The 21,667-nt window shown below is 71.9% G+C and carries 14 protein-coding genes and 1 riboswitch; of the genes, 7 read left to right on the top strand and 7 right to left on the bottom strand.

The genetic code is table 11. The features are described from left to right. Positions 1-83 precede the first annotated feature (83 nt). The 3 genes from ACWGO0_RS02915 (at position 84) to ACWGO0_RS02925 (ending at position 3,827) form a co-directional block, all read left to right on the top strand. Positions 84-1,238, top strand: a complete 1,155-nt coding sequence (locus ACWGO0_RS02915) for a PP2C family protein-serine/threonine phosphatase (RefSeq protein WP_453527036.1) — start codon at positions 84-86, stop codon at positions 1,236-1,238. A gap of 283 nt (positions 1,239-1,521) precedes the next feature. Continuing rightward, positions 1,522-1,675, top strand: a riboswitch (cyclic di-AMP (ydaO/yuaA leader). A gap of 11 nt (positions 1,676-1,686) precedes the next feature. Then, the gene (locus ACWGO0_RS02920) at positions 1,687-2,730 is read left to right on the top strand and encodes a M23 family metallopeptidase (RefSeq protein WP_453526972.1); all 1,044 of its coding nucleotides are present in this window, start codon (positions 1,687-1,689) and stop codon (positions 2,728-2,730) included. A 152-nt stretch (positions 2,731-2,882) separates the two neighbouring features. After that, positions 2,883-3,827, top strand: coding sequence for an aldo/keto reductase (locus tag ACWGO0_RS02925; protein ID WP_453526975.1), 945 nt, complete (start codon positions 2,883-2,885; stop codon positions 3,825-3,827). Between the two features lie 7 nt (positions 3,828-3,834). Here the strand turns inward: ACWGO0_RS02925 and ACWGO0_RS02930 are convergent, their stop codons facing one another. The 4 genes from ACWGO0_RS02930 to ACWGO0_RS02945 all read right to left on the bottom strand — a co-directional run bounded on the left by ACWGO0_RS02930 (position 3,835) and on the right by ACWGO0_RS02945 (position 9,212). Beyond that, positions 3,835-5,340: a PrsW family glutamic-type intramembrane protease gene (locus ACWGO0_RS02930; protein WP_453526978.1), complete on the bottom strand. Its 1,506-nt coding sequence runs from the start codon at positions 5,338-5,340 to the stop codon at positions 3,835-3,837. A 113-nt stretch (positions 5,341-5,453) separates the two neighbouring features. Continuing rightward, positions 5,454-6,275 carry a tRNA (guanosine(46)-N7)-methyltransferase TrmB gene (gene trmB / locus ACWGO0_RS02935; protein WP_453526981.1) on the bottom strand — a complete coding sequence of 274 codons (822 nt, stop codon included), beginning with the start codon at positions 6,273-6,275 and terminating at the stop codon, positions 5,454-5,456. Then, a complete protein-coding gene (gene lhgO / locus ACWGO0_RS02940; RefSeq protein WP_453526984.1) occupies positions 6,268-7,524 on the bottom strand; it encodes an L-2-hydroxyglutarate oxidase in 1,257 nt (418 codons plus the stop codon). The genes trmB and lhgO overlap by 8 nt, the downstream gene beginning before the upstream one ends. A gap of 173 nt (positions 7,525-7,697) precedes the next feature. Further along, positions 7,698-9,212: a sporulation protein gene (locus ACWGO0_RS02945; protein WP_453526987.1), complete on the bottom strand. Its 1,515-nt coding sequence runs from the start codon at positions 9,210-9,212 to the stop codon at positions 7,698-7,700. Between the two features lie 946 nt (positions 9,213-10,158). On the opposite strand from ACWGO0_RS02945, the gene ACWGO0_RS02950 reads away from it, so the two are divergent. Beyond that, entirely contained in the window at positions 10,159-12,267 is a 2,109-nt protein-coding gene (locus ACWGO0_RS02950; protein ID WP_453526990.1) for an asparagine synthase-related protein, read from the top strand. A gap of 31 nt (positions 12,268-12,298) precedes the next feature. Here the strand turns inward: ACWGO0_RS02950 and ACWGO0_RS02955 are convergent, their stop codons facing one another. After that, on the bottom strand, positions 12,299-14,245 hold the full coding sequence (locus ACWGO0_RS02955) for a sigma-70 family RNA polymerase sigma factor (protein ID WP_453526993.1): 1,947 nt from the start codon (positions 14,243-14,245) through the stop codon (positions 12,299-12,301). Positions 14,246-14,507: 262 nt separating this feature from the next. After that, complete coding sequence (locus ACWGO0_RS02960) at positions 14,508-15,347, bottom strand: TetR/AcrR family transcriptional regulator (protein WP_453526996.1); 840 nt, start codon at positions 15,345-15,347, stop codon at positions 14,508-14,510. 383 nt (positions 15,348-15,730) lie between these two features. On the opposite strand from ACWGO0_RS02960, the gene ACWGO0_RS02965 reads away from it, so the two are divergent. Together ACWGO0_RS02965 and ACWGO0_RS02970 are read left to right on the top strand one after the other, a co-directional pair. Next, a complete protein-coding gene (locus ACWGO0_RS02965; protein ID WP_453526999.1) occupies positions 15,731-17,125 on the top strand; it encodes an NAD(P)/FAD-dependent oxidoreductase in 1,395 nt (464 codons plus the stop codon). A gap of 375 nt (positions 17,126-17,500) precedes the next feature. Next, entirely contained in the window at positions 17,501-19,168 is a 1,668-nt protein-coding gene (locus ACWGO0_RS02970; RefSeq protein WP_453527001.1) for an ATP-binding SpoIIE family protein phosphatase, read from the top strand. Here ACWGO0_RS02970 and ACWGO0_RS02975 read toward each other — a convergent pair. Continuing rightward, positions 19,162-20,466: an MFS transporter gene (locus ACWGO0_RS02975; protein WP_453527039.1), complete on the bottom strand. Its 1,305-nt coding sequence runs from the start codon at positions 20,464-20,466 to the stop codon at positions 19,162-19,164. The genes ACWGO0_RS02970 and ACWGO0_RS02975 overlap by 7 nt on opposite strands. Before the next feature lie 152 nt (positions 20,467-20,618). Between ACWGO0_RS02975 and ACWGO0_RS02980 the strand changes: the two genes are divergently transcribed. After that, positions 20,619-21,173, top strand: a complete 555-nt coding sequence (locus ACWGO0_RS02980; protein WP_453527004.1) for a MarR family winged helix-turn-helix transcriptional regulator — start codon at positions 20,619-20,621, stop codon at positions 21,171-21,173. Positions 21,174-21,667: the final 494 nt, after the last annotated feature.

Raw genomic sequence — 21,667 nt, forward strand, 5'->3', positions numbered from 1 at the left:
GGCTCCGGTCAGCCTGGGTGGGGCGCGGTACCGTCCGCAACCGTAGACGGACCGGCAGGAGAACACAGGTGGGGAAGCGGGACATGTGGCGGCGCGGAACTCCCGAAGGAGTCCGTGCCCGCCGGTTCGTCCGCGTGCTGCCCGCGCTGATGATCGCGGGCGGGGCACTCTTCGACGTCACGACCCCGCCCACCTTCACCCCCGTACCCCTCTTCGTGGCGGCACCCCTGATCGCCGCGCCGTTCTTCTCGCGGGCCAGCACCCTCCGGATCGGTGTCGCCTCGGCCGTTGCCATGGTGCTGCTGGACCTGTACAGCCGCTCGCTCGATCAGGTCGAGCCCGTCATCGAACTGGCCACCGTGATCACCGCCGGGCTGCTCGCCCTCTTCATCAACGGTGTCGTCCGGCGGGGCAACGAACAGCTGGCCTCGGCGCGGGTCATCGCGGAGACCGCCATGCGCGCGGTGCTGCCGAAGCCGTCCGACCGCATCGGCGGGCTGCACGTCGCGGCACGTTACGAGGCGGCTCAGGCGGACGAGTACGTCGGCGGTGACCTGTTCGCCGTCGCGGACACCCCGTTCGGGGTGCGGCTCGTGGTCGGGGACGTACGGGGCAAAGGGCTCGACGCGGTCGGGGCGGTCGCGGTGGTCATCGGGGCGTTCCGGGAGGCCGCCGAGCAGGAGCGTTCGCTCGAGGGCGTGGCGCAGCGCCTGGAGCGGGCGCTGGCGCGGGAGGGGACGCGGCGCGGCGGCCTCGATGCCATGGAGGGGTTCATCACCGCCGCGCTGGGTGAGATCCCGTCAGGCGCCGGCCTCGTGAGGATCGTCAACAGGGGGCACCCCGAACCGATCCTGCTGCACGCGGACGGCAGGCTGGACGTCCTGGTGTCGACCTCGCCCGCGCTGCCGCTCGGGATGGATCTGGGTGTGTGGCCGGACCGGGCGGACGAGTGGGCGCTGCCCCCGGGTACGACGCTGCTGATGTTCACCGACGGCCTCTCCGAGGCGCGGGACGCGGACGGGGTCTTCTACGACCCGGCGGCCCGGCTGCGCGGGCGGATCTTCCCCGGTCCCGAGGAGCTGCTCTCCGCGCTCACCGACGACGTACGCCTGCATACGGGCGGAAGGTCCACGGACGACATGGCGCTGCTCGCGGTCGGCCGGCCCGCGGAGGGGCAGCCCGAGCGGCGGCGCACCGTGAAGATCGTGGGCCGGGGGAACGCCGGGGGTGCGGAATGAGCCATTGGCTGACGAGCCGTCGGCAGAGCCGCGCGACGGCCGCTCCGGTACGGGACAACCGTCCGTAACCGAAGGGTGCCGCTCCGCATAACATTTGACGCAACGTCAGAAATGAAATGACGGATGAGGGGTGTTCAACTCGCCCGATTCCACCCGGTTGTATCCCGGTAAGTCCAGGCCAAAGTCACGAACGATCACCCGGAACAGCTTGGAATCGGGGCCGTGTGTCTATTAACGTTCGATAACGCAGCGCGGTTGTCCCAGTCGTCGCAAGAGGCGGCACCGTGCGCGAGCGCCGAATTCCGCAAGGAAACCGGGGAACCACCTACATGGGGTGAATCGGGCCACCTGTGCCTCGCAAGAGGCAGAGCGGCCCGTAGGAGACCTTCCTGCTCCGAACCCGTCAGCTAACCCGGTAGGCGAGAAGGAAGGAAAGGAGTGCGCCCACGTGGCGTCCAACAAGCCTGCCCCCGAGGCCCCGTCACCCTTCGCCACCGATACTCTCGGCGGCCAGGACCGGACCTGGGAGGAATGGAATCCCACCGAGGAGTCCATCCGGCCCGTTCGCGGCAGGCATCGCGTAGCCAAGCAGCGCGGTCTCGCTCGTAGCTCCACCGTCCTCGGGGTCGGCGTCATCGCGGCAGTCGGTGCCGGTGGCATGGCCACCGCTCAGGGCAAGCCGCCGGTCTCCATATCTCTTCCCGATTCCATCGCGGACAATCTGCCCGACGCCAAGTCCATTCCCGGCGTCGGCTCCTTGATGTCCGACGACTCCGGCGCGAAGGACACCGCCACGGTGGCCGCGTCGTCGCCGCTCACCACCGCCGGCATCACCACCGCCGAGGCCGAGCAGGGCACGACCGACGCCGGAGAGGCGCTGCGCACCCGCATCCTCCAGCAGGCCGAGCAGCAGCAGGCCAGTGCCGACGCCGAGGCCAAGGCCACCGCGGAGAAGGCGGCAGCCGAGAAGGCCGCCGCCGAGGCCAAGGCCCAGCAGGACGAGGCCGAGGCCAAGGCCGCCGCCGAGAAGAAGGCTGCCGAAGAGGCCGCCGCGCGCAAGGCGGAGGCCGAGCGGCTCGCCAAGCTGGCCGCCAGCTACACCCTTCCGGTCTCCTCGTACACGATCACCTCGACCTTCGGTCAGTACGGCAGCATGTGGTCCTCCGGCCAGCACACCGGCCTCGACTTCGCCGCGGGGGCGGGCACACCGATCAAGGCCGTCAAGGGCGGGACCGTCACCTCGGCCGGCTGGCACACGTCGTACGGCTACCACACCGTCATCGAGCTCGAAGACGGTACGGAGGTCACGTACAGCCACCAGTCCTCGATGAACGTCTCCGCGGGCCAGCAGGTCAGCACCGGCGACGTCATCGGCCGCGTCGGCTCGACCGGCAACTCCAGCGGGGCCCACCTCCACCTGGAGGTCCACACCCCGGGCGGCTCGGGCATCGACCCGATGAGCTGGCTCCGCAGCAAGGGCCTCACGGTCTGAGACCCGGCAGCTGAGACACCGTGTCCTGATTCCAGGGCGCACCTGAACCCCGGCAGCCCTGACGCACACCCCCCGACGTCAGGGCTGCCGGTTCGCCGTTTTCCACGCCGGGAAACGGAATAGGGTGCCTCGGGGACGGGGTTGCACCACTCATGACTTCTCTGCGCACGCTCGGCTCCTCCGGCCTTCAGGTCTTCCCGCTCGCACTCGGCGGCAATGTCTTCGGCTGGACGGCCGACGAAACAGCGTCGTTCGCCGTACTGGACGCCTACGCGGCGGCGGGCGGCAACTTCATCGACACCGCCGACTCCTACTCGGCCTGGGCGCCGGGCAACGAGGGCGGCGAGTCGGAGACCGTCATCGGCAAGTGGCTCGCCTCGCGCGGCAACCGTTCCGAGATCGTCGTCGCCACCAAGATCGGTGCCCACCCCTCGTACAAGGGGCTCTCCGCCGCCACCATCAAGGGCGCCGCGGAGGAATCACTGCGCCGGCTCGGCACCGATCACATAGACCTCTTCTACACGCACTTCGACGACGAGACCGTCCCGGTCGAGGAGATCATCACCGCCCTCGACCAGCTGGTGAAGGACGGCAAGGTGCGCGAGATCGCCGCTTCCAACATCAGCCCCGAGCGGCTGCGGGCCTCCCTGGACTTCTCCGAGAGCGAGGGTCTCGCCCGTTACGTGGCGCTGCAGCCGCACTACAACCTCGTCTCACGCGACACCTACGAGGGTGCGCTCCAGGACACGGCCGCCGCCGCGGGCCTCGCCGCCGTCCCGTACTTCGCACTCGCCTCGGGCTTCCTCACCGGCAAGTACCGGGCTGGGGTCACGGTCGAGAGCGCGCGGGCCGAGAAGGCGGGCCAGCACCTGGAGTCGGAGCGCGGGCGGAAGGTTCTCGCCGCGCTCGACACGGTCGCGACGGAGCACGGTGCCGAGATCGCCACCGTCGCCCTGGCCTGGCTGGCGGCCCGTCCGACCGTGGTGGCGCCGATCGCGTCGGCCCGCACTGTCGAGCAGGTGCCCGCACTGGTCGCCGTCGCCGGACTCCGGCTGACGGAGCAGGAGCTGGCGGCACTGACGGAGGCGTCCGCCTGACGCACGTTCAATGCGCCGGGCGGTGCGGTGAGCCGTGGGGGCGCTGCTGGTACGGGGGTTGTTGGTAGGCGCGCTGTTGGTACGGGATCTGTTGGTACGGCGGCTGCTGGTACGGGAGCCCGGCGCCCGGCGGTGCCGGATTCAGGTACGGGTTGTAGCCGCCGTACGACTGGTGCGGGGCCGGGGGTGGCGCGCTCGGGCGGGGCCGCCCGAGCCGGCCCGTGGCATGCGCCGCGTACGTCAGGGCCGGTCCCGCGACGTCCCTGCGCTGCCAGAGGTGGTGCAGCAGCTCCTGCTCCCGTACCGCGAAGTCCGGGCCCGCCCCGTCGCGGCGGGCCCTTCGCCGCAGCACGGCCAGCGACGTCGCGAACGACTCGTACTCGGCCACCGACCGGGCCGCGGCCCTGCCACCTCCCCGCTCCTGACCGCTGTTCCAGTGGCGGGCCACATCACGGGCCATCCCGCGGGCCCGCATCGAGGAGAGCGCCGACGGTTCGGCGGGCGAGAGCCAGCCGGCCGCCGCGTACGCGGGCAGCTCGGCGGCGAGGGTACGCAGCTCGCGCTGGCGCGACCAGATCGCCAGCCAGGTCACCAGGGCGAACGACGGGACCATGAACGCCCCGTACACGGCGAGGAATCCGTACGTGCCGAAGGTCGACGAGCCGTTCCACAGGGCGTGCATGCCCATGGCGAGCGCCAGCCCCAGCAGCGGCACCGCGATCCGGCGGAACCGACGGCGGCGCGCGCTGAGCGCGGCGATCCCGAAGCCGATGCCGGTGAGCACGGTGAACAGGGGGTGCGCGAACGGCGACATCACCACGCGGACGAAGAACGTCCCGGCCGTCACCGAGCCGATCCCCGTGCTGCCCAACAGCTGGTCCTCGCCGAAGGCGTTGCCCAGATAGAGGATGTTCTCGGTGAACGCGAAGCCGGTCGCGGTGAAACCGGCGACCACGATGCCGTCGACGACGCCGCTGAACTCCCGTCTGCGGAACAGGAAGATCAGCAGGACCGCGGCGGCCTTCGCGCTCTCCTCGACGACGGGCGCTATCACCGTGGCGCCCAGGGTGTCGGCGCGCGACGGGTCCGCGGTCGCCGTGGCTATCCAGCGGGCCGCGAACGTGTTCGCGGTGATCGCGACGAGCGCGGCGGCGCACGCACCCCAGGCGAAGGAGAACAGCAGACTCCGCCAGGGACCCGGCTCGACCCGGTCCAGCCAGCGGAACGCCGCCATCAGCAGCGGCACCGGCAGCAGGGCGAGCCCGAGCCCGACGAGGAAGCCCTCCGTACCGGTCTGCTCGCGCACCAAGGACAGGATGAGCAGCCCGCAGAGCGCGAGTACGGAGATCACCGCACCGGCGCGGAACGCCTTGCTGCGCCACACCAGGCCGACGCGGCGCGGCCGGTAACGCCACCGGCCGTGCTCCGGTACGGCGCCCAGGAACTCGCCGAGCCGTTGCTCCTCGAGAACCGGGACGGCCGGCTGCTGGTGCTGCGGGGACCATTCGGACACCCGACGACCCTAACGAGGAGGACTGACAGCTGACCATGGTGCGACCGGCACGTGGCCGAGACCGGTGGTGCCCCCCGCGGCGGGGGGCTTCAGGGTGAGGCGTCCGCGGAACGTCAGACGCGGGCGAAGAGCAGGTCGTGCACGACGTGTCCCTTGTCCAGGCCCTGGCCCTCGAACCGGGTCAGGGGCCGGAACGCGGGCCGTGCCGCGTATCCGCCGTCCGCCTGGGTGTTCGCGAAGCGGGGGTGCGCGGTGAGCACCTCCAGCATCTGCTCCGCGTACGGCTCCCAGTCGGTCGCGCAGTGGATCACGGCACCCGGCTTCATCCGCCCCGCCACCAGGTCGAGGAACTCCGGCTGGATCAGCCGCCGCTTGTGGTGGCGTGCCTTGGGCCAGGGGTCGGGGAAGTACACCCGGAGGCCGTCGAGCGCCTCGGGCGCCAGCATCTCGCGCAGCAGGATGATCGCGTCGCCGTTGGCGACCCGGACGTTGGACAGACCCGACCGGTCCGCGAGAGCGAGCAGATTGCCCTGGCCGGGGGTGTGCACGTCGACGGCGAGAATCCCGGTGCCCGGGTCGTCGGCCGCCATCTGCGCGGTGGCCTCACCCATCCCGAAGCCGATCTCCAGGATCACCGGCAGCCCGTCGAACAGCTCGGGCAGATCGAGGACGCGCAGTCCGTCGATGTCCAGGCCCCACTTCGGCCAGAGTCGCTGGAGGGCGTCCTCCTGGCCTGCGGTGACCCGGCTGCGGCGCGGCTGGAAACTGCGGATCCGGCGCTCGTGGTGCGAGCCCGCGGGATCGGCGGCGGGTCCGCCGGGGAAGCGGGGCTCCTGGCGCAGCCGGCGCATCCGCTCGAAGGAGGCGGCACGCAGGGCAGCCGCGTCGTCCGTGGCGCCGGGCGTCTCGGGGGTGGGGTTCAGGGACTCAGACACAATGCCCCGATTCTACGGCGGGTGGCTTCCACCCCGTGGCACGAGCCCGCAGCAGGGCCCGCCGCGCGACCTCCCTCCCGATGGGCAGCGAGGCCGTGGCGGCGGGCGACGGCGCGTTCAGTACGTGCACGGTGTGCGGTGCCTCACGGATCAGGAAGTCGTCGACCAGCGTGCCGTCCCTCAGCACCGCCTGGGCTCTGACCCCGGCGCGGGACGGCCGCAGATCGTCCTCCGTCACCTCGGGCAGCAGCCGCCGGACGGCCTGGGTGAACGCACGCTTCGACAGCGAGCGGTGCAGTTCCCCCGCCCCGTACCGCCAGTGCCGCCGGGCGATCTGCCAGGACCCCGGCCAGGCCAGCGTGTCCGCGAGCTCACGCGGGCGCACGACCGGCCAGCTGTACCCCTCGCGGGCCAGGGCGGGTACGGCGTTCGGCCCGACGTGTACGGAACCGTCGACGCCCCGGGTCAGGTGCACCCCGAGGAAGGGGAACGCGGGGTCCGGCACCGGATAGACCAGGCCGCGCACCAGCCGTTCCCTGGCGAGCTCGTAGTACTCCCCGCGGAAGGGGACGATCCGCACCCCCGGGTCGTCGCCCGCGAGCCGCGCCACCCGGTCGCTGTGCAGACCCGCGCAGTTGACCAGCACTCTGGCCCGGACGACCTGGCCGTCCGCCGTCCGCACCGCCACACCCCAGGGGCGGCGGTCGACCGCGGTGACCTCGGCCCCGTAACGGATCTGTCCGCCCGCCCCGCTCACCTCCGTGGCGAAGCGCGCCGCGACGGCGCCGAAGTCGCATACGCCCGTCGTGCCCACCCGGATCGCCGCGAGGCCCCGGACATGCGGCTCGTACTCCGCGATCTGCGCCGGTCCCAGCTCCCGGACCGGCAGGCCGTGCTCACGGCCGCGCTGCACCAGGCCGTGCAGCCGGGGGAGCTCGGAGCGCTCGGTCGCGACGATCAGCTTGCCGGTCACGGCGTGGGCGATGCCGTGCTCCGCGCAGAAGTCGACCAGCTCGGCGGCGCCCCGCACCGCGAAACGGGCCTTGAGCGAACCCGGGCGGTAGTAGATCCCGCTGTGGATCACTCCGCTGTTGCGCCCGGTCTGATGGCGGGCCGGCCCCCACTCCTTCTCCAGGACCGTGACCCGGGTGCCCGGAGCGGTACGCGTGATCGCATACGCCGTCGACAGACCGACGATCCCGCCGCCGATCACCAGCACCTCGCAGTCGTACGCCGCGTGCGTCATCATCACGCCACCTCCCACCCCGATAGTGCACTGACCCACTGACAACGGGCTCAAACCAGGGATGGACAGGGCGTGGCGCACACCTGCCGGGGCGCCACCGCCCGGCGGGGCGGGCGTAACGGGGCGTATCCCCATCTTGGGGACAGCGCGGGTGGGCCCCGGGGCCCACCCGCCGATTACGCCGGGGCCACCAGCAGCGGCCGGGCCCGCTCCCGCAGCTCGGCGACGCGCGGCTCGTCCCCGTACGGCTCAAGCCGGTGCAGCAGGTCCCGTACGTACTCCGTGGTGCGCGCCGACGAGATCCGCCCCGCCACCTCCACCGCACGCGTCCCGGCCGCGCACGCCGCGTCGAGGTTGCCCGACTCCAGCTCGGCGACCGCCGACACGACGAGGCGCAGGCCGTGCGAGCGGACGAACTCCTCGGTCGGTTTGGACAGCGCCTGCTCGGTGAAGCGCCGCACCTGCCGGGGCGCCTTCAGGTCGCGGTAGCACTCGGCGGCGTCGGCCGCGAACCTGTCGTACGAGTAGAAGCCCAGCCACGGTGGGTCGGCGTCGCCGGTCCGTGAGCGTTCCAGCCAGCTCTCGGCGGCCTTGAGCGCGGCCCCGGCGGCGGGTGCGTCGCCCGCCTTCGCGTGGGCGCGTGCCTCCACGAGGCGGAAGAAGCTCATGGTGCGGGCGGTGGCGAGGCCGCGGTTGCGCTCGACCGCCGCCTGCGCGAGGTCCACGCCCTCGTCGGCGAAGCCGCGGTAGGTCGCCTGGAGGGACATCGACGCCAGCACATAGCCGCCGAGCGGTACGTCGGCGGCGGCGCGCGCCAGGCGCAGCGCCTGGATGTAGTAGCGCTGCGCGGCCTCCTGCTGGCCGGTGTCGAACGCCATCCACCCGGCGAGCCTGGTCAGTTCGGCCGCCGCGCCGAACAGCGCACGGCCCACCTCGTCGCTGTACGAACCGAGGAGCAGGGGCGCCGCGTCGACCCGTAAGCACTCCGGGACCATCGAGGAACGCCAGTCCCCGCCGCCGTACTTGGAGTCCCAGCGGCGGGCGTCCTGTGCCGCCTCCCGGAGCTTGGTCACATCGCTGTGGCCGACCCGCAGGGGCGAGGCATCGGACACCGAGTCCGGTCCGGGCTGCACCGGCACGGCGGCGTGCGCTCCGTGCGCTCCGAGCGCGCCCCGTGCGCCGGGCGGCCCGAGGATCGCCGCCTCCGCGGCCGTGGAGTCCCGCGCCACCGACGAGTCGGCGGGCGTTATCAGCCAGCGGGACGCGGGTGTCGCGTACGCGCTGACGGAGAACGAACCGGCCAGTGACTGCCAGATCCCGCCGCCGCCCCGCCGCCCGGCCAGATCCAGCCGGTACAGATCGGTCGCCGACCGCACCGCCTCGGCCACATCTCTCGGGAAGGCCAGACCGACCTCGGGCGCCGGGTCGGCATCCGCGAGCCCGATCTCGTGGAGCGGGACCGGGCGGCCGAGTTTGGCGCCGATCGCCGCAGCGATGAGATGAGGTGCGGCGCCCTGGGGCACCATGCCCTTGGAGACCCAACGGGCCACCGAGGTCTTGTCGTAGCGAAGTGTCAGACCGCGCTGTGCTCCGAGGTCGTTGACCCGCCGGGCGAGCCCGGCGTTACTGATTCCCGCGAGGGCGAGAACCGTGCCGAGCTTCTCGTTCGGCCCGCGTTGCTCCCTGGACATGCGCCACCCCTCGACACACAGACGGCCGCCGCGTCACCGGTGAGGCGCGCGGCATTCGTACCGGGTCCTCCCCAGGGACGAACCCCGTCACTCCGGCCGCACACGCATTTGGCCGAGCCCCGAGGAATATGCCTCCCTGCCGAGAACATCAGTAAACACAGCGTAGTTCGCCGGATCCCTACCGTTAAGGGGCAGACGTCCGTATGGCGGGAATGTTGTCCGCCGGCGGCGACGGGGCCGCGCGCCGAAGGATCGCGGCCGGGGGCGCACGCAAACGTCGCAACGCACGTCCGGGGGAGGGTGCGGGTGGGGCACCGACCGCGGGTGACGTGCTCCTGGTGTGTGGCCGTGCGCCCGGCCGTGCGCTCTCGCAGGGCCGGGGTGCAAGCGCTTCGATGGTGCTGCGTGGGTCGGCCCGCTGCACTGGACACAGTGGGCTGGGGGATACCGCCGCCCCATTCCCCGCGGGCGGCGGACCGGTCCGGGAGGTGAAGCACACCTCCCGGACTGTGTGTTCGTACGCGATGTGTTCGTACGGGATCGGGGCATGCCGCCGGCCCCTCGCACCCAGCCTCTCGCGCCCGGCGGATCGTCGCGGTGCGTCGCGAAAGGGGCACACGCCGTGGCGAAGTGCTCCGAGAATGGCTGAATGTCGCCTATCGGGCGGTGCCGGCGCGGGCAGTTGAGTGGTGGCCGGATTCCGACCGCCCGCCGCAGGGGTCAACACGGTGCCGTTCCGGTCGCGGTGCACCACAACGCCCGGAGGACGGCGTTCCGTTGATGGTGTCCGCGAGGAGGGGCTGTCGGGCCTTTGCCAGGGGCGCATGCAGTTCCGGCGTGCGCTGCCCGTACCCCCTCCGCTGGGCCGTTGTCGTGGCAGCATGTCCCGCAGTGGGCGTTCCTCTGTTCAGGTGCGCCGGTTTGTCCACAGCCTGTGGAGGCGGCGATGCGTTGGTTGGTGGGGTGGAGCAGTATCGCCGCGAGCTTCGGCACCGTGGGCGCGGTGGGCGCGGGCGAAGAGGGGCGCACGGTTCACCCCGTGGGCTCCCAACTCCTCTGGGGAGACCCCGATCCGCTGTGGGCCGTCGGGGACTGGCGGCCGGACGAGATCCGTGTCGTCACCGTCGCGACGCCCCCGGGCGCCCCCACCGCCCGGATCGCCGTCCTCGGCTGCTGCGGGGCCACCGACGAACAACTGCGCGTCGGTCTGCTGGCCGCCCGCGGCGGGGCACTGCGCCACCTCACCGCCTGGCCCGGCAGCTACACGGCCGTCGTCCAGATCGGCCGCCGCATCACCGTCGCCGGGGACCTGGCGGGGGCCCGCCCGGTGTTCCACACCCCCTGGGCCAACGGCACGGCCTACGCCACCGCCGCCCTCCCGCTCGCCGACCTCATCGAGGCCCAGCTGGACATCGGCCACCTGGCCGCGCTCCTCGCCTGCCCCGACACCCCGGAGGCGCTGGGCAACGGAACTCCCTACGCGGGCGTGAAGCGCATCCCGCCCGGCCACGCGCTCATCCTGCGCGAGGGCTCCCGCGAGATCACCGGGTACGAGGCGGTGGCCTCCCTCGCCGTGGCGGCCCCCCAGACCGACCCCGTACGAGCGGTGGAAGGCGTGCGGGACGCGCTGGTCGAAGCCGTACGCGCGCGGCTCCTGGCGCCGCGTCACGCCCCGGAGGCGCTGCCGGTCGACCCCGGGCCCGTGCCCGGCATGGGACCTGCCGAGCGTCGTGCGGCGCGCGGGGCACCCGTGCCCGGCATCGGCGCCGACCTTTCCGGAGGCAGCGCCTCCAGCACGCTCGCACTGCTGGCCGCCGGGCTGCCGGGACTGCCGGGCACCCTCCTCGGCCACGGCACGGGGGCGGGGGAGCGGCTGCTCGCCGTCACCTTCAACGACCTCACCGCACGCGGCCACGAGGACGAACTCGAACGGGCGCGGCTCATCGCGGCCAACCCCCGGCTGCACCACGTGGTCGTCGCCGCGGGCGAGGACGCCCTGCCGTACGCGGAGCTGGACGGCCCGCTCACCGACGAGCCGGGCCCGTCCCTCGTCGTCTCCGCACGCCACCGCCGCCGCCTCGCAGCGGGCAGCGCCGACCACTTCGTCGGACACGGCGCCCGGCAGGTCCTCGACGCCCATCCGGCCCGCCTCGCCGACCTCCTCATGGACCGGCGCAGACGCCACCTGCTGCGACCGGTCGCAGCGCTCGCCAAGGCCGAAGGCCCCTCCGCGCACTCCCTGTTCGTACCGCTGTCCGTCTACCGGGCGGCACGCCGCCTCGCCCGTACGTCGTACCGCACCGGGCTCGAAGCCGCGGCCGAACGGCTCCCCGACGCCAACAGGTACGCCCCGGACCTCGACACCCCCGCCGACGCTTCGCTCTCCGCCCTAGCCTGGTCGCGGCCGGGTCCCGCGGCACGCTGGCTGACGGGGGAGGCCCTCACTGAAGTATCGGTTCGCCTCCAGGAGGCGGCGGTCCGGCCGACCTCCGTGCAGCGCCCGGGAGAGGCCCGCGCCCGCGCCGCACTCGCCCGGCACGCCAACGACCACCGCATCCTGGAACAGGCGGCCGAGATCCGCAGCCAGCGCCTGCACGCCCCGTTCCTGGACAACCAGGTCGTCCGAGCCGCCCGGGCCCTTCCCGAATCGCTCAGGGTCCAGCCGGGGGCGCGGGCCGCGATCCTGCGCAGGGTCCTGGCGGGCGCGGGCATCCAGGACCTGCCGCCGGGCTGGGGCGCCCCGTCCCAGGCCACCTCGACCGCGGCCACCCGCGTCGGACTGCGCACCGCGCTCCCCGAACTGATCGCCCTGTTCGACGCCCCGCTCCTGGCCGACGCGGGCCTGGTCGAGGCACGCGTCGTACGCAAGGCACTCCGGGCGGCGTCCGAGGGCGAGCCCCTCCCGCTGGACGGGCTGGCCGAGCTGGCCTCCACGGAGCTCTGGCTCCGGCGTCTTCTCGCCCGCCGGGGCACCTGCTGGACGGGCACGGCGGCTCCGCGCCAGCGCGCGGTGGCGGGCGGCGTGGTCCCGGCCAGGCGAACGCTTCAGTCGTAGCGGGGGCCTGCGCCCGCGACACCCCTGGACGCTAGACGCAGCTGATCCGTGACTCCGCCCAGTCGGCCAGGGCCACCGAGCCGAACGGCTCCGCCGCTTCCACGACGAGGCGAATCCTCTCCTGACCTGCGATGCCGACGCCCACAGGGACGGCCGGGTCGCCGCCGCGCATCACCGGGGACCGCCACAGCCGCGCCCCGTCCCCGTTGAACACGGAGAAGCGCACCGCGCCGAGGCCCATCGTCAGATCGTCGACGCCGACCATGGCGTCGTAACGGGTGCACTGACGGTTCAGCTCGATGAGGACCGAGGAGTTGGCGTGGACGGTCACTCCGTGCGCGTACTGCGTGGAACCGATCGAGACGCCCGAACGCTGCCAGACCCAGCTACTCCGGCCGATCACCACCTCCGGCTCGGTGTGGTCCCCGAACGCGGAGTACTTCAACTCGCTGACCTGGTAGACCTCCGGGGCCGGAGCAGGCGTCGGCGGGGGCGGAGCGGGCGCGGGCGGCTTCGGAGTGGGCTTGGGCGCCGGCGGAGGCGGGGGAGGCGTGGGCTTCGGGGTCGGCTCCGGGCTCGGCGGCGGCGTCGGGCTGGGGGTCGGCTTCGGCGTGGGCTTCGGCTCGGGCGCCGGAGCCGGCGCGGGCGGGGCCGGAGGCTGCGGCTTCGGCCCCGGAGGCGGTTCGGGGCTGGGGACGACGGGAGCCACCGCCGGGGGCTTGGCCACCGGCTTCGGTTCCGGCTTCGGCTGGTCGTCCCCGACCATGGCCCACACCAGCCCGGCAGCCGCCGCGACGGCGACAGCGGCGGCGATCCCGGCCTTGGCCGGCGCACCGAGGCCCTCGGAAGCGGCGGCGCCACCGGCCGCGCCACCGGACGAACTCCCGCCCGTGGCAGCCGCCGCGGCACCGGCACCGGCCGCACCGGCCGCGCCTCCGGCGACGATCCCCGCGGCCTTGAGCGAGTAACCGGCGGCGAACCAACCGATGACCGCGATGGGCAGCAGGGCCGGAATCCCGGCGTTGACATGGGTCAGCTCACCCGCGGCGATCCGGCACTTCGCACACTCGTCCAGGTGCTTGCGGAGCCCGCGCTCCGCGCGCATACGGAGCCCGCCCCGGGCGTACGCGCCGAGCCGGTCGGCGTACTGGGAGCAGTCGCCGCCCGTCGTCAGCGCCTGGCTCACATGCGCCTGCAGATACGCCTGCTTGAGCCCTTCGCGGGCCCGGCTGGCCAGTACGGCCGTGGCGTTGGCGGTCAGTCCGAACAGCGGGGCGATCTCGCTCGGCGACTCCTCCTCCACCGTGGTGTGCCAGAGCACCGCCTGCCAGCGCTCGGGCAGGCTGCGGAACGCCTGCATGGCCATCGACTGCTCGGCCTCGTGCATCGCCAGCACATCGGCGCCGAGCTCAAGCGTGTCGTCGTCCGAGAGCTCGGAGGTACGTGTGGACTGCGCGGCGAAGACCGCGAAGTCGTCGACCAGGTGCTCCCGTTTGGCGCTCTTCGTCCAGGCGGCGCCGACATGCCGTACGGCGGTCATCAGGTAGGCGCGGACGGCTTCCTCGGGGCCCTTGCCGCCGCGTACGGCCTGGAGCGTGCGCGCGAACACCTCGGCCGTCAGATCGTCGGCCGTGTGCGCGTCGCGGCAGCAACTGCGCGCGTAGCGGCGCACCGCACCCGAGTGCCGCCGGAACAGCTCGTCGTACGCCCCGTCGTCACCGGCCCGCATGGCCTGGATCAGCTGGGAGTCGGGCACCGCGTCGTCCGGGGCTCCGCTGCCGCCCTCGCGCTGCGGCGGAACGGCCGGAGAGTCCTCGGCGGGCGCGGGCCAGGGGCCGGGCAGGACGGTGCCACCCTCGGCGTCACCGGCCGAGCGACCCGGTCCGGCCTGACTCGGTACCTGCCCGCCGGTCTCCGTGCCCCCACCCGTCGCGGCGATGCCGTCGAGTGGTACTTCCTGTTGCCCGTCACCGCTCATCGCGGAAGCCCCCGTATGCGCCTTCGGACCCGAACCGGGCAAGAGTGCCACAGAGCGCGAACGCCACGGCCTGTTGGCCTTGGCAACCACTCATCCGAGGTCGGTTTCCCGTATGCGGGCACGAGAGATCACTCGTCCGGGGAGGAATCAACCCTCCCCTTGCGTCGCACAGTTGACGCACAGCCAACAGGCAGGGGTGCGGTGCCGGTGCCCGTCCGCTCAGCGGACGGACACCGGGCACATCAGACGGTCCGGTGGCGCGTCAGACGGTCCGGGACCGCAGCCCCTCCAGCAGGATGTCGAGCAGCCGTGCCGAGGCCGCGGCCTGCTGCGCCGCGTCGGGCAGCGCGGGCGCCGCCGTGGCGATGACCAGCAGCACATCGGCCACCGTCACATCCCCGCGAAGCTCTCCCGACTCCCGCGCCCGGTCGACGAGCCTGCCCACGACCTCCAGCAGCTCGGCCGCGCCCGTGTCCCCGTCGTCGAGAGCCTCCTCGACGGCGGAGCGCTGGGAGACCACACGGAGATCGGGCTGACTCACTCCCTGCCGCTGCTGCGGAACGCGCGTAGCGTCATGGCTGTCTCCCGGCGCCGCGTCGGCACCGGATCCCGTGCCGGCCTCCCGTACCTGGGCGGTCGTCCCGTCCGCCTCGACACCGACACGCAGCACCTGCGGCGGCAGCAGCCGGCCCGCACCCGATGCCACGGACGTCCGCAGGAAGCGGGAGAGCGCCGACCACGGCTCCTCCTCCTGCCCGAGCGCCGCCCGCGCCTGCTCGGTCAGCCGGGAGGTCTCCTCCTCGGCTATCCGCCGCACCAGCACGTCCTTGCTCGGGAACCGCCGGTAGACCGTGCCGACTCCGACCCTGGCGCGACGCGCCACGTCCTCCATCGGAGCCCCGTACCCCAGCTCGCCGAACACCTCGCGCGCTGCCCGCAGTACATGTTCCAGATTGCGCTGTGCGTCCACGCGGAGCGGTGCCTGACGGGTGGCGGCCCCAGCCGTCCCCGCGGTTGCAACCGCTCCCACCGCGCTCAGCCGCCCATGGCCCTCTGACGAGGACGAGACAGCAGCCTGCCAATGCGAATCCTGAATGTGCATGACTTCCCCCGGTTATGACGTCTCCCCCCGGAGACTCCCCGTCGTATCCGTCGAGGAACGGATCATCATCCGCACCCGACACCCCGACGGGATACGAACATAGTTGAGCCCGGGTCAATTCAGAAGGGGGTAGTTCCGTACGGAGCGCCCCCCGATCGGAGCAAGGACCGGTTGGTTACTGATTCCACCCCCGCCCACCACCCCTCCCGCAACGTCTGACCTGCACAGGTCCCGCATTCTGCGGCTCACGGACGCCACCGGCCCGCCCCTGACCTCCAGTCACACAATTTGCCGGGCCTGTGGACAAACACCTGACTCCGTTGCGTCATGGGATGGTGATGGCTCCAGATTCCCCGGGGACGACCCCCGGCACCCGGCCAGGTGTGCGCATTCTCGTAGTCGGCGGCGGCTACGTCGGGATGTACACAGCGCTGCGTCTCCAGCGGAAGCTGAAGCAGAGACTGAAGAGCGGCGATGCCGAGATTGTGGTGATCACTCCCGAGCCCTACATGACGTACCAGCCGTTCCTCCCCGAAGCGGCTGCGGGCTCGATCTCGCCCAGGCACGTCGTCGTACCGCTGCGCCGGGTCCTGAAACACTGCACGATCGTCATCGGCGAGGCCGAGCGCATCGACCACACCAAGCGGACCGCCACCGTCACCACCCTCGCCTCCGGCGAGGACGGCACCGGCGCACTCGAGATCGCGTACGACGAGATCGTCATGGCACCCGGCTCGGTCTCACGCACCCTCCCGGTCCCCGGCCTCGCCGACTTCGGCATCGGCTTCAAGACCGTCGAGGAGGCCATCGGCCTGCGCAACCACGTCATCGAGCAGATGGACATCGCCTCCGCCACCCGCGATCCCGCCATCCGCGACGCCGCGCTCACCTTCGTCTTCGTGGGCGGCGGGTACGCGGGCGTCGAGGCACTCGCCGAACTCGAGGACATGGCCCGGTACACCTCGCGCTACTACCACAACATCAAGGCCACGGACCTGAAATGGATCCTGGTCGAGGCGTCCGGCCGCATCCTGCCCGAGGTCGGTGACGCGATGGGCAAGTACGCCATCCGCGAGCTGCGGGGCCGCAACATCGACGTACGCCTCGACACCCGCCTCGACTCGTGCGAGGACCGGGTCGCCGTACTCAGCGACGGCTCCCGCTTCCCGACCCGCACGCTCGTGTGGACCGCGGGCGTCAAACCCGCGCCGCTCCTCGCCGCCACCGATCTGCCCCTCACCGACCGCGGGCGGCTCCGCTGCACGGCCACGCTCGCCGTCGACGGCGCCCCGCACGCCTGGGCCGCGGGCGACGCGGCGGCCGTCCCCGACCTGACCGCCACCGAACCCGGCAGGGAGACCGCCCCCAACGCCCAGCACGCGGTGCGCCAGGCCGCGGTCCTCGCCGAGAACGTCCTCGCGACGCTCGACGGCCGTCCGCTCAAGGAATACCGGCACGCCTACGTGGGCTCCGTCGCCTCACTCGGTCTCCACAAAGGCGTCGCACACGTCTACGGTCGCAAGCTCAAGGGCTACCCGGCCTGGCTCATGCACCGCGTCTACCACCTCAGCCGGGTCCCCACGTTCAACCGGAAGGCGCGCGTCCTTGCCGAATGGACCCTGGCCGGACTCTTCAAGCGAGAGATCGTCTCGCTCGGTTCGCTGGAACACCCGCGCGCCGAGTTCTCCCTCGCGGCCGGCGGCCCCGGACGTAACGGAAGCCCCGGAAAACCGGCATCGCCCCCGAAGGACGGCGACCCGCCGAAGACCGCCGGCTGAGCCCTCCGCCCGGCACCCGGGCGACATTCCGACGGCTTCCGTTCAGCCCCGGGCCCCCTTGCCGACCGACACCGGACCGACGGTTGAACGACGACTGTCAGTACGGACCGTCACACTGGACGTGTGACCATAGGTGGGCCCACACCTGCACAGAGTGACCCCGCCGGCAGTGACCAACAGTGACCAGCAGCGGCGCCCCACCAGCTCGACGAGGCCCGGCTGCGCCTTCCCGGGGTTCGCCCCCCGGTGCCCCGCCCCGGCAGAGGAACCGGGAGCGGACCCGGACACGGACCAGGAAGAAGAACCGGCAGAAGACCCGGCACAAGAAGCAGCCCGCCCGAGCGGACCAGACCGACACACGAGGCCAGAAATTCCGTGAACTTCACGCGTTGGAGCGCCCGCCTTCCCGGCACACAGCGACGAGCCGCCGCGCGGGACGACCGCAGTTCCGTCCCGGCGGCCCGCGCCGAGTACGCCCGGCCGGAGACCGTGACCGTCCTGCCGGACGGTGACGCGGAAAGCCCCGCCGCCGTGCCCGGACCGGGGCCCGGCCTGGAGGACCTCTCGGCCCGCGAGATCCTCGGTCAGCTCCCCGCCCCGGTCGCCCTGCTCCACGGCCCGGACCACCGCATCACCTACGTCAACGACGCGTACGAGACGGCGTTCGGCCCCCGCCCCAGCGGCGTACCGGCGGCCGAGGCCATGCCCGAGCTCGTCGAGCTGAGCCTGCTGCCGCTGCTGGACCAGGTGCTGCGCAGCGGCACACCCCGCACGGTCAAGTCCCGCAAGGTCCTCGGCGGCGGCTCGTACACCGTGACATGCACTCCCGTGGCCGCCTCCGGCAAGGAGAGCGAGGGAGGCGTGCTCGTGTACGCCACCGATGTCACCGACCACGCCGACGCGGCCGAGCGGCTCCGCACCAGCGAGCGCCGCCACCGCGAAACGGCCGTCACCCTCCAGCGCTCCCTGCTCCCGCAGGAGCTGGAGCAGCCCGACGACCTGCGGATCGCCGCCACGTACCAGCCGGGCGGCACGGACGCGGCGGTCGGCGGCGACTGGTACGACGTCATCACCCTCGGCGCGGGCCGCACGGCCCTCGTCATCGGGGACGTGATGGGCCGCGGCGTGCGCGCCGCGGCGGTCATGGGCCAGCTGCGCACCGCGGTCCGGGCCTACGCGCGTCTCGATCTGCCGCCCCACGAGGTCCTGCAGCTGCTCGACGGTCTCGCCGCCGAGATCGACGCCAGCCAGATCGCCACCTGCGTCTACGCGGTCCACGATCCGAACGAGGGGCGGCTGGTCTACTCCTCCGCCGGCCACCTCCCGATCCTCGTGTGCGACGAGGACGGAGTCATCCACCGCGCCGAGGACCCGACAGGCCCCCCGCTCGGCACCGGCGGCTGGATCCACACTTCCGGCACGATCGCCCTGCCCCCGGGCTCGACCGCCGTCCTCTACACGGACGGCCTGGTAGAGCGGCGCAGCGAGGACATCGACGAAGGAGTGGCAGCGCTGGAGCGCGCCCTCTCCGGCGCCAAGGGATCACCGCAGGTGGTCTGCGACCGCCTCATCCGCTCCCTCGGCGTGACCGCCGAACACGATGACGACGTGGCGGTGCTGGTCGTCCAGCATCCCGCGCGTACGGGGACGAACGCGGAGCTGTTCCACAACGCCTCGCTCGATCTGCTCGGTGGCATCGAGGCCGCCCCGCGCGCCCGCGCCTTCGCCACCGGAGTGCTCACGTCCTGGCGCTTCCCCCTGGAACTGTGCGACCTGGGCGTCCTCGCGGCGAGCGAGCTCGTCGCGAACTCCCTCCAGCACGGCACCCCGCCGATGCGCCTCGGCCTGCGCCGCACGGACCGCCGCCTGATCATCGAGGTGACGGACGGCGACGACCACCTGCCGCGCCGCCGCCGAGCCGAACCGGCGGACGAGGCGGGACGCGGCATCTCGATCGTCGCGACGATCGCCTCGTCCTGGGGAAGCCGTCGCACGCCGGGCGGCGGCAAAGCGGTGTGGTGCGAGTTCGCGCTGCCTCAGTGAGCGGCGGCGGGTGCGGGTGCCGGGACCGGCTCGGTCTCCGGCAGTGACACGGCCACCACCCGCGACGGCACGGCCGCGAGCGAAGGCTGGTCCTGTACGGGGGTGAGGCGACGGCCCAGCCGCAGTGCCAGCACGGTGATCCCCAGCGAGAACAGTACGAACGTCACGATGTACGGCCCGTGCAACGTCGCCCCCATGGGCCCGCCCACGGCAGGACCGACCGCCAGCGCCAACTGCTTGCAGAGCGCGAAGGCCGAGTTGTACTGCCCGATCATCGACTCCGGCGCCAGATCGGCGACCAGCGGAGCCACGGTCGGCGACAGCATCGACTCACCGAGCCCGAACAGTGCGTACGTCGAGATCATCGCGGCCGTCGCCATGGTCTGGCTGCCGTGCCCGAGACCCGCGTACCCCGCCACGATCCAGGCGAACGCCCAGATCACACCGACCCAGGCGATGACCCGGGAGCGCCGACGACGCTCCACCAGACGCAGCACGACGAACTGGGCGACGACGATGACGGCGGTGTTGGCGGCCAGCGCGATCCCGAGGGTCGAGGGCTGGATCCCCGCAGCCTCGGTGCCGTACGCCGCGAGCCCGGACTCGAACTGTCCGTAGCAGGCGAAGAACAGCACGAAGCCCAGCACACAGAGCTGCACCATGGCCCGGTGCGAGAGCAGCACCCGCAGCCCGGCCTTGGGCGCGGTGCCGTCGGTGGGCCTGGCGTCGGTGATGGACGGGGTACGCGGCATGCGCACGGTCCCCGCCACGACGCCGAGCACGACGAACATCCCGGCCTCGATCAGGAACAGCATGGTGAAGCTCGACGGATCGCTCGTGTCGACGATCAGCCCGCCGAAGAGCCCGCCGATCCCGAGGCCCAGGTTCTGCAGGAAGAACTGCATGGCGAAGGCGCGGGTACGGGTGGAGGTGCTGGAGCACCACACCAGCATCGTGGCGAGCGCCGGCTGCATGACCGCGGTACCCGCACCGAGCACGGCGGCCGACAGCACGGCGGCCGTCACACTGCTGGAAACCCCGAGCGCGGCAGCGCCCACGGCGGCCAGGGCGGCGGCGAGGATCAGCACGGGCATCGGCCCGCGCCGGTCGATGGCACGCCCGGTGAACGGCAGGACGGCCAGAGCTGCCATGGCGAAGACAGCCAGCACGACACCCGCCGTACCGGCACCAAGATCCCGTACCTGCGCCACATAGACGTACAGATACGGAACGGTGAACCCGAGTCCGAACGCGCTCAGCGCGCTCCCGACCTGGATTCGCCGCAGCGCTGCGCCCATCTCCCTGGTCACGCTCACCTACCTCAAGATCTCGAAGGTTTTAGACAACATCGAACTACCAAGACTCGAAGACTTTAGCACTAAAGTTAGAGGGTTAACAATTGACCTTGAAGGACTTCGATGGTGAGGGAGGGCGTGCCATACTGCCCGCCATGTCTGACACCACCGAGCCCGGCCCGCACGAGCCGAGCCTCGACGAGCAGATCGCCGCCTATCAGCGCGAATTCCGAGACCTCGACCCCCAGGTCGAACAGGTCGTCTCGGCCCTTGGCCGGCTCAACCGCCGGATGAACGTCGCGTACGGAAGACAGCTCGCCGCCCTCGGCATCAGCAACGCCGAGTGGGAGGTCCTCAAGACCCTCGTGCTGGCCGGTGAGCCGTACCGACTGGGCCCCGGCGAACTCGCCAAGCGCCTCGGCCTCACCCCGGCCGCGATGACCCACCGCATCGACCGCATGGCGGGCGAGGGCCTGGTCACCCGCGACAGGGACGAGAACAACCGGGTACGCGTCATCGTCGAACTGACCGACGAGGGCCGTACGAAGTGGCTGGAGGCGATGCGCATGGCGACCGCCTTCGAGGAAGACCTGGTCCAGGACCTCTCCGACGACGAGCGCGGCGGCCTGGGCGACATGCTGATCCGCCTCCTGCGCCGCGTGGAACACGCCCAGCCGGACGCCGGCGGCCGGCTCACCGACCTGGACTGAGGCGGGTCATGGGAGGGGTTGACACGCCCCGCCCCGATCCGTAAGGTTCTTCGAGTTGTCACGGGGCCGGAACGGTTCTGCGACAACCGATCCCGCCGCGCATGCGGCAACCAAACTCAGCACGATCTCCCACCGGGGAGAATTTCGGCATGCCGAAATTCATTTCGATGACTCGATTATGAGTCGCCGGGAGAATCCGCTAGAGTTTGAGACGTCGGAACGGCCCAACAGCCGCAAAGACAAAACCCGCTGACTGGGAATCAGGCCCGAAAGGATCTGATAGAGTCGGACTCGCCGGAAAGGGAAACGCGAAAGCGAAGAACTGGAAAGCGAAACCCGCTTCGACCGGGAATCGGACACGAAAGAGTCTGATAGAGTCGGAAACGCAAGAACGAAGGAAAGCGCCCGGAGGGCCCCGGTGAAACGGGACCGAAGGAAGCGTCCGTTCCTTGAGAACTCAACAGCGTGCCAAAAGTCAACGCCAAATATGTTGA

Source organism: Streptomyces sp. NPDC055749, assembly GCF_053617235.1.